This is a genomic window from Anaerococcus cruorum (genome assembly GCF_046365495.1).
GTDB lineage: Bacteria > Bacillota > Clostridia > Tissierellales > Peptoniphilaceae > Anaerococcus > Anaerococcus cruorum.
In genome coordinates, this window is record NZ_JBGMEH010000001.1 from 342381 (window position 1) to 360196 (window position 17816).

At 32.3% G+C, this 17816-nt stretch carries 9 protein-coding genes; all 9 read right to left on the bottom strand.

Annotated elements, in window-relative coordinates; all coding sequences use genetic code 11:
• Positions 1-9: 9 nt before the first annotated feature.
• Positions 10-561, bottom strand: a complete 552-nt coding sequence (locus ACCQ40_RS01730; RefSeq protein ID WP_410032352.1) for a V-type ATP synthase subunit E — start codon at positions 559-561, stop codon at positions 10-12.
• A 15-nt stretch (positions 562-576) separates the two neighbouring features.
• Entirely contained in the window at positions 577-1050 is a 474-nt protein-coding gene (locus ACCQ40_RS01735) for a V-type ATP synthase subunit K (RefSeq protein ID WP_410032353.1), read from the bottom strand.
• Entirely contained in the window at positions 1050-2984 is a 1935-nt protein-coding gene (locus ACCQ40_RS01740) for a V-type ATP synthase subunit I (RefSeq protein ID WP_394271223.1), read from the bottom strand. Before ACCQ40_RS01740 ends, ACCQ40_RS01735 begins: the two co-directional genes overlap by 1 nt.
• The gene (locus ACCQ40_RS01745) at positions 2971-3294 is read right to left on the bottom strand and encodes an ATPase V (RefSeq protein ID WP_394019537.1); all 324 of its coding nucleotides are present in this window, start codon (positions 3292-3294) and stop codon (positions 2971-2973) included. The genes ACCQ40_RS01740 and ACCQ40_RS01745 overlap by 14 nt, the downstream gene beginning before the upstream one ends.
• Positions 3295-3537: 243 nt before the next feature.
• Positions 3538-5847 carry a methyl-accepting chemotaxis protein gene (locus tag ACCQ40_RS01750; RefSeq protein ID WP_410032354.1) on the bottom strand — a complete coding sequence of 770 codons (2310 nt, stop codon included), beginning with the start codon at positions 5845-5847 and terminating at the stop codon, positions 3538-3540.
• Between the two features lie 9 nt (positions 5848-5856).
• A complete protein-coding gene (locus ACCQ40_RS01755) occupies positions 5857-7911 on the bottom strand; it encodes an efflux RND transporter permease subunit (RefSeq protein WP_410032355.1) in 2055 nt (684 codons plus the stop codon).
• Complete coding sequence (locus ACCQ40_RS01760; protein ID WP_394019531.1) at positions 7908-8507, bottom strand: TetR/AcrR family transcriptional regulator; 600 nt, start codon at positions 8505-8507, stop codon at positions 7908-7910. The genes ACCQ40_RS01755 and ACCQ40_RS01760 overlap by 4 nt, the downstream gene beginning before the upstream one ends.
• Positions 8508-8668: 161 nt before the next feature.
• Positions 8669-9727, bottom strand: coding sequence for a ribonucleotide-diphosphate reductase subunit beta (locus ACCQ40_RS01765; protein WP_410032356.1), 1059 nt, complete (start codon positions 9725-9727; stop codon positions 8669-8671).
• Positions 9728-9859: 132 nt separating this feature from the next.
• On the bottom strand, positions 9860-17773 hold the full coding sequence (locus ACCQ40_RS01770; RefSeq protein ID WP_410032358.1) for an MG2 domain-containing protein: 7914 nt from the start codon (positions 17771-17773) through the stop codon (positions 9860-9862).
• Between the last annotated feature and the right edge of the window lie 43 nt (positions 17774-17816).

Genomic DNA, 17816 nt, shown 5'->3' on the forward strand with positions numbered 1-17816 from the left:
AAACCCTCCTTAGTTAAATATTTCATCTGAAATTTGTTTTCTTATATCATCAATGTTGTATTTTATTATTGAAGAAAATCTGTTGTCGTATTCTATTTTGCCAGATTTTACTACAAAACCATCTTCAACTGTTTCATCTGCTACTTTTAAGCCACCAAAATCTGCATTTTTTAAAGCATCCTTGTGGGCATCAGATAAAATTAATTCTCCCTTTGAAATACCAGATTTTCTTAAGGTATTTTCTACAAATGATTTGTAGTCTTTATCATCTATTTGTTTTAGATTTGTTATTAAAGCTTCTACTATATCATCTATAACCTTATTTTTTGCTGATATCTCTATATCACGCGATTCACGGTTTGCTGAAACTTCTTCGTTTCTTTTGATGGTTTCTGCTTCTTTTTGGGCTTTTGATATTATTTCAGCAGCCTCTTTATCTGCTTCGCTTCTTTTAGCATTTAAGATTTCTTCTGCTTTTGCTTTTGCATCATCTAATATATTTTGACTTTCAGTTTTTCCTTCACTAATTATTGATTCTAATATTACTTCAAGATTATTCATAATCTTTTCCTAATATTAAGCGTTTAGTACTAGTAGTAGAGAGATTACAAAGCCTAAGATTGCGTATAACTCAACCATTACTGAGTAAACAACACCTTTAACGAATTCATCTTCGTTTTTAGAAAGGATATTTACACCAGCAATAGCTACTCTAGCTTGTCTTTGTGCTGAAGCATAACCAACGATTGCTACTGGAAGAGCTGCCATTAGTAGGTAAAGTCCTTTTTCAAATGTGATTGCATCTCCACCAATGATTTGTTGGTAAATAAAGAATCCAATTACGAATCCGTAAAGACCTTGTGTACCTGGTAGTAGTTGTAGTACAAGTGCCTTACCAAATTTATCTGGCTCATCTACTGTTAGTGCTGCTGTTGCCTCACCTGCCATACCTACACCTTTTGCTGATCCAATTCCACCAAATAATGTTGCAATCGCTGCTGCTAGTACTGCAAAAATTGTTCCACCGTTTTCAATAAAAAATTCACTCATTATTTTTCTCCTTTTCTAATGATATTTACAAAATTTGTGTCTTCAACCATCTCACGGAACTTAATTCCGCCACCTTCGTAGAACTTGTTAAACATTTCTACATAAATTAACCTTAGTGAGTGTACATAAGCTGATAAGTATGAAAGGAACATGTTAAATAGTTGGAACACTATAAATACTATAATTCCTCCAATAAGTCCGCCTATACCACTGCCTGCCATCATTTCTACAATTAAGTTTACAGAATAAGCTACGAATCCACCAGATAAAACTAGGGCCATAAGTCTTAAGAATGATACAAAGTCCCCAATCCAAGATGTGATTCCATATAGTTCATAGGTACCGCTAGCAATTCTAGCCCCCCATGATTTCATAGCGCGTCCTGCAAATAAAACGATGATTACCATTCCTGCAATCATAACCCATTTTGCGATTGGGCTGCCTGTAAGTGCTAGAGCAATCGCTCCACCTACTGCCATATACCAGCTTATTACATCAAAGAATAAACCATCTGGGTGGCCATCTCTAATAGCCATAAATCCTTTTACTCCTAGGGCAAAGAATAAACTTATTGCCCCTATAACTATACTTAAAGTTATAAGTTGGTTTATATCTTGGGTTGTATCTATCCATCCAAACGGTACATCTATAATACCGCCGAATACTGATCCGAATATAAACCCAAATACACAAGCTGATATTGATATTCTAAGGAATAGCTTTAAGGTTTGTTCTGTTTCTTTTGGGAAGTCTTTTAGTTTTAGAGCAAGAAGTATTGCTATAACGCCTAAAAGTCCATAACCTAAGTCACCTATCATAAAACCTGTAAAGATTGTATAAAAAGGTGCGACAATTGCTGTTGGGTCTAGCTCGCTATACTTTGGTAGGGCATAGGTTGCAACAACGTTTTCGTAAGGTTCTATTAGTTTGTTATTTTTTAGAATAATAGGCACATTTGGATCATCTTTATCTGCTGGGATTACATCAAGGATGTATTTCTCCCCTAAGATTTGATCTAAGTCTGCCTTAAATTCTTCGCTTCTATCGCTTGGCACATAGCCTTCTACGATATTCATTTGACGAGTTTTTAGGAAGTTTTCGCTTGAAGCTTCTTTTTTCCTGCAGTTTGTAACGTAAGATTGGTAAATGTAAAGGTCTGGCAAGTATTTTTTAAAGTCAGTTATTTCTTTATCTACTGCCTGTATCTGATCATTTATTTCATCTTTTTGGCCACTTAAATCGGTTAAGTATGTATTAACTTCATTATCTGCAGCAATTTTTACTCTGGTAAAGCCAAATTCTCTTAAGATTTCAGAAAATTCTTCTGCTTCCTTGTTAGTAGATATAGCAACTACATAATAATTGCCATCTTTTTCACTTATTTTATAAACCAAGGTACCATCTAGATTTCTTTCTACGAGAGCATTTTGCAAATCTTCATAGAACTTACTTGAAATCGTTCCTGTTTCTAAGAAAAATCTATCTGATTTATAAAGTTTATCTACATTGACATTTATATCTTGCCATGGAGATAAGTCATTATATTTTTGGTTTAGGTTATCTCTACTTTGTACGAGTTTCTCACGTTTGGTAATTAAATCTCTTAATTTCTCATAAATTAAATCAAAAGTGAAGTTTGATCCACGTTTATTGACTTCCTCTAAGGATAAATCACTCACATTATCACTTAATTCATCTGGTAAATCTTTGGTGTAATCTCTGATTACATCAATTGCATAATTTACCTTGGTAAGTGCTTCATCGATTTCAGCTAGTCTTTTTGTTTCACGGACTTCAGTTAAGTAATCATCATCTGGTTGTTTTACCAAATCGTTAAAATGTACGTAGTTAAAACCTTGCAAAGTGTTAAGAAGATTGTCTCTATCAGAGTCAAAGCTTAGCAAGTTAAACTTATCCATTTTAACTATTGCCATCTCTTACAATCCTTTCTGTCAAAGTATCGATAATAGCTTTAACATTTTTTTCATCTGCTTTTAAAATATTATTTGAAGCTTCTCGGGCCTTTTGCAAAATTGGTTCTTTCTCGCTTTGGGCTTTTTGGTTTGCTTCATCAATGAGACTTTTTGCTTTTTGGTTTGCATCAGAGATTATTCTCTTGTACTCACTATCAGCATCGTCTTTGGCTTTTCTAATAAGTTCTTGTGATTTTGCTTTTGCATCACTGACTTCATTAGATGCAGCCTGTTCAGCCTCTTTGATTTTTAGTAAAATATCATCTGCCATTTTTCACCCCCTAATTAACATTAACTAAATTATACCACAAAATTTCCTCTAAAAATAGGGCTAATTAATTTTTTATCAATATTTTTATCTTAAATTTTTGTAGTAGCAGTTAGATTTTTTATGTGTTTTACACATATATTTTGATACCCAATATAAAAAATATTAAAGAATTTTTATAAAAAATTTATTATAAAAATGTAAACGGGCCTTAATTGTTATAATTTAGGCCCATTTTTTTACTTGTTATTTAATTTTTTGGATTATTCTTGATCTTGTTTCAAAGTCATCTGTGCTTCCAGAGATTGAATTATTTTCTTTGGCAAGTTTTGACATTTCATCTAGTATGTCACTTACTTTTTCTACATCAGCTGTTTTATTTGATAACTCATCAATACCCTCTGCTTTATAATCTTTTAGACCTTGGGCAAATTCGTGGTAGCCTGCTTCGTATTTATCACTACCTGCTTTTAATTTACCTGTTGATTCATCTAGTTGAGTTAAGCCTGTATTTAATTGTCTTAAGGCATCAGCTAATGGGTTTATAGCTGTTTGATTAATATTGCTTAATTGATTTAATGACGCAGATTTGTTTTTAAATTCTTTTAAACCATTTGATAGTTTTTGTGATCCACCAGCTAATCCTTGAGAGTTTTGGTCTAATTGATTAATAGCACCTGATAACTTTTCAACACCTGCTGTGTTTTGGATGGTACCTTCTTTTAATTTACTAGATCCTGCTTTTATTTGACTTGTAGCATTATCTAATTTTACAATTGATTCTTGTAATTTTGCAAGGTTTGATTCTGAGAATCCTTTGCTAATTTTTTCTACTCCTGCCCCAAGGCTTGAGGAAGCATTTGCTAGTTCATCTTTTGAAGCAGCTAGTTTTGTAGAAATTTCTTTTGAGCCAGCACTTGCATTATTAATACCTGTTGTTAGGCTTTCTGATGCTTGACTAAGTTCAGTTAAACCTGCTCTAACTCCAGAAGCTACTGTAGCACTTGCTTTTAAATTTTCGGCTTCTGCATAAAGATTATCTCTAACAGCAGCAAGATTTTCGATTTGTCCACTTAAAGAGCCATCCTCGTTACTAGCTTCAAGATTTGCAATTACGCCATCAATAGAATTTGCTTGGGCATAAATATTTTCTAAACTTCCATCTACATTTATATTAGAAGCTGTTTGATTAATGCCTACTATGCTTTCATTCATAGTCTTTGAAGCGTCTGAAAGTTCTCCTAAACCAGCATTTAATTCTGTTACACTATCTGCAAGTGGGCTAATACCCTTGCCTAGGTCATCTAGGCCTTTTTCTAATTGTCCTAGAGAGTCTGTAAGTGAGCTTGCTTTTTCATCTCCTTTTTGAGAGCTCATAGCAGTTTTTTCTTTTAATTCACTAGTTGCTTGGTTAAGTTGTGCTAGACCATTGTCAAGTTCTGTTGCTCCTGCTTGAAGATTTTTAGCCCCTTCATTTAAGGCTGGCATATTTTGATTTACTTCTCTAACTCCTGCTGTATATTTATTGATGCCAGAGTTTAAGTTATTTGATCCATCACTTAATTGATTTACAGCGTTTGTCATTACTGAAACTTTGCTTGGTAAATCAGCAAAGGCTGCTGATAATTTTTCAAAGTTTGCTAGAATTTGTGCTGATCCATCTGATAATTTACCAGTACCAGCGCTTAATTGGTTGATACCATCGTTGATTTGGCGGCTACCATTAGCAAGTTCATCTGAGGCATCTACAAGCTTTGTCATATTATCTTCTAGCTTATCAATTCCATCGTTTAAATCGTCTAGGGAAGCTAAATTTGCATCTTCTTGGAAAAATTCATTTGATATTAGAGTATAAACTTCGGTTGGTTTATAGTCTGTAACATCCATTTCTACTTCTAATTTTTCTTTAAATTTATCTAGCTTATCTTTTTCTAAGATATCAGAGAAGTTTTCTTTAAGACCTGGTGTTAATAGACCAGTTACGATTTGATTTTTACCGTCTTTTACAATTTTTCCATCGCTTGTTGTGATATCTGAGACCTTATCTCCATCAAATACCATAGCTGTAACTACTGCATATGGAGAATAAACAGTGCTTTCTTTGCCATCAATTAATGTATTTGCTGATTTTTTATTGCTAGCTTCTGCAACTATTTTTAAGTGGCCAGATTTGCCTTCTAGCTCACTAGCTTTTAATTCTTTACCATCTAGGTAATATGTTACTTTTACATCTACTGGAAGTTCACTATCTGTTTTCCCTTGGTAGTAGATATCCTTATCTTTTGAATCCCAATTGATATATCCATTATCTGCTTTAACTGACTCATCTGTTTCAAGGTTTTTAATATCTTTTAAGTTTGATTTATCTTTTACTTTTATATTTTCATCACTATTTAGCCAGATTGAAGCAGTTTCGTCTGTGATTTTACCATCTTGTTCAGTAACATATATTGTTTCATTTTTTCTTACAGGTTCTGTAGCTGCATATGATACATTAGTAGCAAGCACTGAGCTTACAGTTACTGCTGCAAGAACTTTTACAAATTTTTTATTCATATTTCCCTCCTAGTTTAATCCTTTGGTTGTTTTCTTTATGAATGGGAATGTCACACTAATTATTGCAGGTAGGAAGATAATAATTACTAGCATTGAAATTATCGCTCCTCTTGCCAAAAATATACAAATAGTAGATACTATTTCCATTTTTGAATAAAAACCTACACCTATTGTTGCTGCAAAGAATGATAAGGCTGATGTTACAATTGATTTTGCAGTTTCTTTTGTAGCAACCATCAAGGCCTCGTCTTTATCTTTTGTTTGTTTATATTCGTATAAGAACCTATCTGTCATCAAGATTGAGTAATCGATAGTAGATCCTAATTGAACTACACCGATAATTATTGATGTGATAAATGGTATTGTTTGTCCCATATAAAATGGAATTCCCATATTTATAAATATTGCTAGCTCTATGGCTGCAATTAGTACAATTGGCAGTGCAAATGACTTAAATACTATTGCAATGATTACAAATACAACTGCAATGGATGCTATATTTACCATTTTAAAATCGCGGTCAGATATTTCTGTAAGGTCATCTGTAAGAACTGCCTCCCCTGTTAGATATCCATCTGGGTCGTGGGCCTTTACAATTTTATTAATTTCTTCAATTTGCTTATTAACCTCAGGTGATGCTGTTTGGTACTTAGAATTTAGCATTAGCATTTGGTAGCCATTTTTTACAAAATTATCTTGTAACTTATCTGGTAAAACACTAGATGGTAGGGTAAGTCCTGTTACAGAATTGACACTTAAAACATTATTTACTCCATCTACATCTTCTAACTCATCAACCATGCCATTTATAGATTGCTTGCTCAAATCATCTTTTACTACTATAAAGTGGGTAGATGCCATATCATAATCTTTTTTCATTTTGTTTAAGGCAACTATAGAATCAAGATCTTGTGGCAAAGACCTATCTAGGTTATAGTAAAGTTCAGTATTATTTGATCCGTAAACTGCTGGTATAAATAGGGCTAAAAATACAATAAATAAAGCTTTTCTGTATTTTAGAGTGAAATCTGCAGTTTTTTCAAATGAAGGTAATAATACTCTGTGGTTATATTTATTAACCCATTTTTCAGTAAGTAAAAGCATTGGAGGGAGTACAACAACTGTTGAAATAAGTCCTAAAAGCACACCCTTACTCATTACAAGACCGATGTCTTTACCAAGACCTAGTCTCATTAAAAGTAAAACTAAAAATCCTGCAAAGGTAGTAAGTGATGATGCAAATATGGATGCAACTGTACTTGTTATAGCCTTTGACATTGCTTCACGATTGTCTTCATTTGTTTGTTTTTTCTCTACATATCTGTGATATAAGAAAATTGAATAGTCTGTTGTAACAGCTAGTTGGAGTACTGCTGCAATAGCCTTGGTAATATATGAAATTTCCCCTAGGAAAATATTTGTACCAAAGTTATATAAAATTGCATAACCAATATTTAGCATAAATAAGAATGGAATGATTGTAGATTCATTGGCCAAACTTAAAACTATAAGGGCAAGTATAACTGCCAGTGCCACATATATTGGTGTTTCGTGGTCTATTAAATCCTTGGTATCTTTTACTAAAGAAGAAATACCAGATAAGAATTTTTCCTTAGACTCAATTGCTTTTATCTGATCAATAGCCTCCATAGTTCTAAATGAAGATGAAGATTCACTAAATTTAACCATCAAAAGAGTAGAATCTTTAGCATAAAAAGCATCTCTTATTTGATCAGGTAAAAATTCATTCGGTACTGTATCTCCCACAATAGAAGATTTTGAAATAACATCTTCTACACCATCAATTTCTAGAATTTTCTTTTTAAGTTCATCCGCATCATGGTCATCACCTTTTAAAATCAGCATACCAGTAGCAGCATTTTTAAAATCTTTATCTAGAATTTCTTGTCCTTGGGTAGACTCAAGGTCAGCCGGTAAGTAGGAGAGAATGTCATAGTTTACACCAGTTTTTTCATAGCCAATCCAAGAAGGTATAAGTAATAAGGTCATAATAAGTAATACTAATTTTGGATGGTATGAAATAAATCTTGATATTTTTTTCATTTAATTTCTCCTGTTCCATTAAAAATTTTTCTAATAACAGCAAATAAAACTGGTTTCATTTCATCAATAGATAGGGTCGAGTCCTTCATCAAGGCACTTTTACAAGTAGTCATCATAATATCAAAAGTCATGGCAAGGATATAAAGCTGTTGAGATTCACTGTAAGATTGAGAAAATAAATTTTCATACCTACTTAAAATAAATTGTAAGGTCGAATCAGCCTCGCTCAGCCTTTCATCATGCTCGATTTTTGTGTATAAAGCCCAGGTAATATTGTTACTTAAAAGGTCAAGTTCAAAAGGATTAGCAATTAAATAATCAATTATGTAATCCACAAAAGAAATATATCTTTCAACAGGATCATCGCCCCCACAATTTTCCTCAGCCTTAATAATAATATCCATGGCTTTATCAAGGACTATTTTCTCTTTTAAGTCATTTTTATCAGTGTAATATAGATAAAAAGTTCCAAGACCAAAACCAGACTCTGCCATAATTTCACGAACAGAAGCCTTATCAGGTCCCTTTTTCTTAAAAACCTTAAGAGCAGCCTCCATAATCTCTGCTTTTTTTCCACCTAATTTTTCAGTGGTCATAAAAACCTCCTCCATCAATAAATGAACGATGTTCATTTGTTGTTACAGTTTATATTCTACACTCAAATGAACAATGTTCAACTATTTTTAAAAAATTTTATCAATTAGTAAAAATTATTGAAATTTAGACACAAAAAAAAGAACCCTTAAGGGTTCTAATTTTATAAATCGTCTTCGATAATTGAAGATTTAGAGTATGCGGAAACTTTTGCTTCAAAAAAGTCTGTTTTCACTTGGTTTGGATCTGCGTATTCTTCAACCCATTTCATAGAATCTGGAACTTCGTTGTATCCTTCGTAAAGATTTCCAAATCCTAAACCTTTGGCTCTAAGATTTCCTAAATATTTGATATAATCTTCTATCATCTTGCCATTAAGTCCTGAAATATTATCACCAATAGCATATTTTCCCCAAGCAATTTCTTGCTCCACACCTTCTTTTAGCATAGCTGTGTAGTATTTAATATGCTCTTCTGTAAATAAATCTGGTCTTTCTTTTTTAAGGTCATTTATAAGAGACCTAAATAGCCATAAGTGAGTATTTTCATCACGGTTAATGTATCTAATTTCTTGGACTGTCCCTGGCATTTTTCCGTTACGGCCTAGATTGTAGAAGAAAGAAAATCCTGAGTAGAAGTAAATACCTTCTAGGATATAATTTGCTACTAGGGCTTTCATAAAGTTAAATTCATCATCTTCTTCTAAGAAATCATTGTATTGCTCCCCTATGTATTCATTTCTACGTAGTAGGTGTTCATCATCCTTCCACATATAAAGAATTTTTGTTCTCTCTTCTGGTGAACAAATTGTATCTAGAATATATGAATATGATTGGGAGTGAATGGACTCTTGGTAGGTTTGGATTGATAGGCAAAGGTTGATTTCATTTGCTGTAACGTAGGTTTGTAAGTTTGGTAAATTTGCAGTTTGGATTGAGTCAAGATATGTTAAAAATGAAATTATTCTATCAAAGGCAAATTTTTCATGCTCATCAAGATTTCTATAATCTTTGATATCTTGGTTTAAATTTATCTCTTCTGGTATCCAGAAGTTATTCATAGCTTGGCGGTACCAATCACTGGTCCATGTATATTTTAAATTATTAAAGTCATTTAGATTTGTGGTATTACCTTGGATGATTTTTCTTTTGGCAAGGTCCACATCACCATATTCATTGAAAATACCACGTTTTTCAACTTCGGTTTTTTTGCTATCTTCCATTTGTAAACTCCTTTTTAAATACTTTTTCTTAATTTAACTGTACCACTATTAATAAAAGTATATAGCTTTGCCCCATTGTTGCCAATTTTAAACGAAAAAACCTCCGATCTTTACGGAGGTTTTTGTTTTATCTTAGTTTAAACTTACATCATAAATGGCTGGTAGGTCGTTTGATTTTATTTCATTTGTGTATTCTGTTTTAATTGACCTATCTAGGACGTATTTTAAATCATTATTGTCCCTGTAAGCTTTTATAAAGATAACCTTAGAGTTTTTATCTACAGCTATAATGGTGTTATTTTCTCTATTGTTTAGGTATGCAAGGACTGAGCCATTTGTGAAAATCTCGTCTACCTCTAAATTATGGACTGCCAATTGTTCATTTAATAACCTAGGACTGCCTGCATAATTGAGTGGTTTTATAGAAAAATCTTCACTTACATATGTGAAAGTATTTCTCCACATCTCAAATGAACTCTCTTCCTTGTAATTTCCTAGCATATAGAGGGTAAGCTTTCCATTTCCTATATCTGAAACTCTTTTATAGCTGCTATCGTTTCTTAAAAGATTGATATTTTTTATATCTCTACCATAGTATTTTTTATTTTGTGCTTGCTCTTCTGGGCTAAGACCAGTGTAGTCTCCCCTTTCCTCTCTTTGGCTAAAGGTTAGGGGAAAACTATTTAATAAAGCCTCTTGGTCTACTGGTTCTATATACTGTGGTATGTGGTCTTTATTGTCTAAAGATATTTTTTCACTAGCTATAGGTGGGAAATCATCCGCCCCCTCTTCTGCTGAGTATTTAGTTTTTAAGGCCCTATTAACTAATGTTTCTACATCTTCATTTGTCATATATTTTTTGACAAATAGTAGTTTACCATCTTCATCTGTCACTACTACATATGGTGATGAAACTTCCCTATCAAAGTCAAATTTTGCCCCACCATAGTAATAATTATCAGCTACATCATTCATATCATAGGCCTTAAACATATAATTTAGATCATCTAGACCCTTGTAGTTTGATATCTTAACTAGATTTATATTCTCTCTGTTTAAGTAAGCTGAGTTTTTCCACATGATTCTTGATTTATTATCTTGAGTAGAGCCTACTAGCATAACATTTATCTTTTTATCTAAGAAATCTTTAATATAGCGAGTATCATCATTCATATCATTCAATAGATAAAGGTTCATATCTTTACCATAATACTTTTTGTTGACATCTTTTTCGTTTGGTTCAAAGATTCTAAAGTCGCCACGCTCATTTCTTTGTCCATAAGACATTGGATAAACTTTATTTGGGTCAACTTCATTTTCTGGTATAGGATCTAAAACATCATAGTCTCCAATATCCTTATAGGTATCTGTAATTGTTTCATTGCTTGCGCTTGTATTTAAGGTCCTATCAATGACATATTTTATGTCTTGGTTAGACTGGTACTCTTTGCTAAATATAAATCTTTGATTTTTATCTAAGGCTACAATTGTTGGTTTGCTTACATTAAATAGAATATTATAGTTAGCTGAAACATATATATCATCTTTTACATTCCAAAGACTTTTAAACCTTTCTTTTTCTGCATTGATTGCTGTTTGGCTACCTAGGTAGGAAACATTTATTAAATCATAAGGACCCTCTTTGATATATTGAGCATCCTCCCACATTTTTATAGTAGCATCTTTTCTGTAATCTCCTAAAAGAAGGATTTTTATGTCATTTTTAGTAACTTCATCAAGACCAACCCTGCTGTTGCTAGAATTTAAAAGTTTAGCCTTAGAGAAATCATTAGCGTATTTGCCATTAAACTTAATTTCTTCTTCAGATAAGTCCTCATAGTCTCCTCTATCTTTTCTTTGGGCAAAGGAAATTGGATAGTTATTTGTAAAATTATCTAGGCTTAATAATTTGTAATTGTCATTATCAGCATAGTATCCATTTGACATATTAAATCTTCTTAATAGTTCGTAGTTTGACTTGTATGGGAAGACATTTATAACTGCTCCATTTTTATCGAAGACTATTACCTGATTTTTGTTTGACCTAAATTGGCCGTTTAAGGAATTACCTCTGTAAAAAGAATCTTTATATAGTTTTCCTTGGCTGATACTTTCAAGGTCGTTTGCACTACCATTTGTAACTACATTCACTAGGTTAAAGGCTTTATTATCTAGTTTTGAAGAGTTTTCAAACATAGCCATAGAATTACTATCCACCCTGTCACCCATTAAAAATATAGTTGGACGTTTATGGTCAATTATTTCACCAATTTTTGCAGGTTTTCTATTATTGTCATATAAAACCAGACTATCATAATTTTTACCATACCTAGCTTTTAGATTTATCATAGTTAAATCATCTGTTGTTTCAAAGAAACCTAGAGCATAGGCTCCTTCAAATGATAGTGGAGTATTTTGTTCTTTAATTTCTACATCTATTGGATTAACAGGTGCTGGCTTATTGTCATCTGGATTTTCTTTCTCATCAGAATCTGGATTTGGTTTTATATCAGGGTCTGGGTTTGGGATTGGATTTTTATCTCCAACTTGAACCTGCACTTCCTTTTTATATTCCTTAAAGCCTTCTCTATTAATTTTTATTATAAGTTTATAGGTTCCTAAAACATTTTTATCAGATGTTGGGAAAGATAATGCTATGTTACCTTTGCTATCTGATACTTGGCTCTTATTATATAGTTGATCTCCTTTTGGATCTTCTAATATAACTTCAGCTGTAGCCTTATCTAATAATGAATTATTTAAGTCTTTGGCTACTATATCTAGGTTTATAGTATCTCCTAAGTCATACTTAGTTTTATCAGTGGCAATATCTGCTTTCATTTGCAGTAAGTCTTGAGCGTTGGCATCTATAATTTCGTATTCGAAAAACTTAAAGCTATTTTTATATTCTGCATCTAGAAGTTCTACTTTTAACTTATATTTACCAAGGCTAGTTTTGTCATTGGTTCCTATCTTAAAGATGTGTCTACCCAACCTATCTGTTTGCCTATTGTAGGCAACACTTCTGCCAAAAGGATCCATTAGGGTATATTTTATATTTCTATTTGCTAGGGCCTCTCCACTGCTTGCATCTCTCATTTCAACATTTACTTCTACTATGTCCCTGCGTTTTATTCGAGAACTTGGTGAACTTATAGCAATATTTGCCCTAGCTTGTCCTAGTATTTCGCTATTAGGATCTACACTAGTATTTACAATATTTATATTTTGTTTAGCTAAGATTTCTTTTATATTATCAAAATCTTTTTCTGCTATTAGGTTAATTACTCTACCATCTTGGTCTAAAACTAAGATTTTTGCTCCCTTGCCTAGTTTTAACCTAGATTCTTTTAAGGAATTATTTTCATCTACCTTGCTGTAACCAATAAATCTTCTAAGATTATTAGCTTCTAGGTAGGCTAAGTCTGCCTTAGGACTTATTCTTACAAAGTTATTGGATTGGTTAGATAATTTTGCAAATTTTTCTAAGTTTTCGTCCTTTTCATCTATAAATAAAACTAAGCTTACCTTATCTAGGTCAAAATTATCCCCAAGCATCTTATCATTACCCTCAAAATCTTTTACACTGCTTGCTAATAAGTTTTTTCCATAGAGGTTTTTAAGGACTTTTTCATCGAAACTATCGCCTGCTAGGTGGTCAAAATATTGATTTTTATTAGCAGTAGGATAATCAATAAAATTATCTGTATTCTCTTTACTAGCTATGTTAAATATTGTTAGAGCCTTAGAGCTTTTATAGCCATCCTTGCTTACTTCAGCTAAGATTTTATACTTACCTGGATAGGTATTATCGGCTAGTTTTATATTTAGCTCTGTTTGACCAATATTATTTGTTTTAATTTCACCACTATCTAACTCAGTATTGGCTAAGTCTAAGACCTTATAAGCTACTTTTGCATTGGCAATATAATTATTATTGGTATCTGTACTTTTTACTTTAAAAGTTACTTCATTTTTTGGATTATAAGTTTCCTTATCTCTGCTAATTTTAAGGTCTAAGTCCTTGTTATAAGAGTCATTGTTTATATCAGCTAATTTAATATAAGCTTCCATGCCTTCTTCTATAAGTCTAACTGATTTAAAGTCTTTTTCTTTTAGTAAATTAAGTATTTCATCTGTACTTACCTTATTACTTACAACAAATAAGCTAGAATCCTTGCTTATATTATTTAAAAATTCTTCAAAGTCGCTGTCATTGTAATCAAGGTTGTAAGAATTTTCTATATGGGCCCTATCAAAGGCTGATTTTGGCCTTACGTCTAAGATAAATGGTTTATTATTTGAAAGATAATTATCAACTTCACTTGCCTTTATTGTTCCTAGATAGTTTTCATTAGTTCTTGCTATAGGATGATTAGTTACAAAAATCACTTCTCTAACTGAAGTTTTTTCATAGCCATCCTTGCTTATATCCACATTAATCGTGTATTTGCCAGCTGATGCTAAATCTATATCAAAAGAGATATGACCATTTTTGTCTGTTTGACCTGTAAATTCTTTTTTGCCTTCTCTGGTGCTTACAAGGACTTTTATATTAGCATCTGCTACTTTTTTGCCATTTTCATCTACTAGGTCTAAATTTACCTTTGTTCTAGTAGCATCTTCATAAACTTTTTTATCTGTAGATAATTTTGTATCTATTTTTGTAAGCTTTGGTCTTTCTTCTGCTAAAAAGCTTATTGTTTGGCTAGTAGCCTTGTAGTTTGATTTTTCTGCCTTAAAGGTTAGTTCGTATTTACCTGGTATTAGGTTTAAATTGTAAATCCAATTAGCCTTACCCTTATCATCTGTTTTGATTCTATCTACAATTATCTTATTATCTGGTGATTTGATTGAAACATTTACCTCTGCATTATTTACAGAGTTTCCAAATTCATCTATAGATGTTAGGAAAGCTTCTGGTTTTTCATCTACAAAATATTTATCTTTTTTGTTTTTAGCTTCTACAGCTAGTTCCTTATAGTTTGGATTTTGATCGCCAAATCTTATCTTATAATTTGCCCTTACTGATGGGTAATTGTAGGCTGTTGCATAGGCGCTAATGTTATATTCACCTGCTGAGGTATAGGCCTTTGGTGTCATGTAGATAAATACATAGCCGTTATAGTCAGCTACTTTTCTCATTTTTGTTTCTTTTTGGTTAGGATCTATTATGCTAAGTTCTACGGATGCATTTCTTTTTGGGTTGTTGTTTTCATCCTTTACTTGAACTTTTATATAAGCTGATTCATTGAGTTTGTATTCTTTTTTTGCTGATTCAAAGGAAATATTTAGGTATTTACCTGCTCTTTTTACAAAGAATGTATCAGATTTTTCTATATCGTAATAACCATCTTTATAGGCTGTAGCATCTATTTTATACATACCAGTTGCATTTTTATCTGTTATGTCCATAGAAAATACTGCCTTACCATTAGCATCAGTTTTTAAATCTAGTTCATAAGATTTTTGATTTGGATCAGTTATGCTAAGTCTTACATTTGCATCGGCAATAGCTTTTCCTTCATGGCTTACTGTAAAGTTCATTACAGCACTATCTTCACCTGCCATGATTTCTTTTTTTGGAAGTTCTATATCAAAATCTAGTTTGGCCATTTCAGCGGTATTTCTATCCACTGTTAATTTTAAATTCTCATTAGAACTATCATAGCCACTTAGACTAGCATCAACTTTAATGTTATAATCACCTTCTTCTGTAAAAATATCACTTGATAAATCGAAGATAGCATCTCCATCTTTGTTTGTATATAGGCTATTCTTTATTTCTTTACTGGATGGTGTAGTTAAGGTTAGGTCTACTTTGGCATATCTTTTTATTTGACCATATTTATCTTCCACATGGGATATAAGCTTTACCGAATTATTTGGTCTAATCTTATCTTTATCCAGGGTATTTGTTACAAATAATGGATTTTCTATAGTTGGAACAAAGTCTTTACTTTCTACATTAAAGGTATTTATGCCTATTAACTTATCTTTGTAGTAGATGTTTATCCTGTATTTTCCTATAGCTGCATTATTATCAAGCCTTACATTAAAGTTAGCTTCTCCTGTAAGATTGGTTTTTAAATCGTATTTGAAAGATTGGTTATGGCTAGTTACTAACTCGCAAACTATATCTTTATTTACTATTTGATTGTTATCTTGATCTCTTAAGGCAATATTTATACCTACTTGCTCACCTTGTAGGTAATTTTGCTTATCAGAATGGATATTAGCTTTAAATTCAGCATTAGATTCATCAACTCTTACCCTCATGGTATCAAAAGCCTTGTTAGAATTCTTTGCCTTAGCTGTTATAACACATTCTCCATAACCTATGGCTTTAATTTTTCCAGTCTTATCTACTTCGGCAACTGTTCTATCTGAGCTTTCCCATCTTAAGTTACTTGCTGATATATCAGATGGCTTTATTTCTAGCTCTAAGCTAGCTTCTTCCCCAATCTTCATAAGCTTTTCTTTTTGCTTAAAGCTTATACTTTCAACTTTTTGACTTTGGCTATCATTTTTATCAATATGCTCAGCATCTATTGTAAAAGCTTTTAGTGAAACATTGGCATTTGGAATTTGATCTGTTAGGTCGGTCCACTTTTCGCCTTCTTTACTTACAAAAGATTGGCCAGGATCAGCTGTAACTTTTGATGAAAATCCTTTAATAGGGCGTTCTATTGGGATAGGATACTTATAGCCAGGTGTTTTCATTCTAACAATAACTGCAAACTTAGAACCTTTTGGTATGAAGGTATCTTCTACTTTTACCTTTTCATATCCAGCAAATTCCATTTTCCCTTCTCTAATGCTAGTTTTATCAATAAGACCAGCATTATTTTCAATATTTGTATTTACAAAAACTTCATATTCAGCATTATTAGCTGATGTCCATAAACCCACATTTGTTAGATATGTATCTTCTTCTACTGGTCCAAATACATTGGCATAGTAGGATTCTTCTCCAAGGCCTACTTGACTAGTCATTCCTAATTTGTCATATTGCCATATTTTTTCATTTTCATTTAAATCTTTTAATATATATTGAGAGTTTTGGGTCCCTATATTTTTATCATAGTAGGAAACATAGTAGTAGCCACCTTGGTTACCCCAGTTAGTTCCCCATGAGTTTTTACAAATCCACGCACCATCTCCAGGTGGTGTTGTTTTAAAGTTTTTCCTACTATAGTTATCATCCCATCCAACTATTGTAATAGCATGGTTTGGAGCTTGATTTCCTGTATAATAGTGGGCCATAGTAGACTTATTTAAATATTGGTCTCCTCCCATTACTGCTGAATAAACTCCACCATTTTCCATAATCATTTTCTTTAAAAGTTCATTATCTGTAGCTTCTCGCTTATCTGGAATAAATATAGCGTGGGTAAGTTCTTTTACTATTGGTAAGTTTTCTGGTGAATTACTTGCAAATATATCGTATGGATCATCTTTCTCTAAAACTGGTCCTGATCTACGAGCTAAATAAGCAGAAGAAACAGTTCTTGTTCCACCCTCACTTGGACCCCAGTCAAAACCATGGGTGTTTCTCATGTGTTTTTCAGAAAAATCCATTCTTTCATCAGGCATTAAAACTGATTCTGCTGATCCATAAGTTGCAAAGGCCCAGCATGACCCATTTGGCCCTTGGTCTTTGACACTTGTTACCTTACCCTCATCTCTTAAGTCATACTTTTGATTTAGGACAAAAAATGCTGGAAACCTACTATAGGTTCTAGGCATGGGTTTAGTTTTTACTTTTTTATCTATGGGTGTATAGTTGGTGTAAATTTCATAGGGATCTCTTTTTATAGGATTATCCTTTTGAAATTCATTATTAAATTTTTCATTTAATATGGATTTTTCTAATAAATCTACCTCATCTTTATCTGGATTTAAATTTTGCTCTGTTTCTTTAAATTCTACTAGGTCTTTAGACTGGTTTTGATTACTAGAATCTGCTGCAAAAACATTGCTAGAACTTGGTAATACCATGGATAAAGAAAGGATTATGGAAAGTATTTTGACCTTATTTTTCATATCTTACTCCCTTAATACAATAGAGGGCAAAAGCCCTCTATTG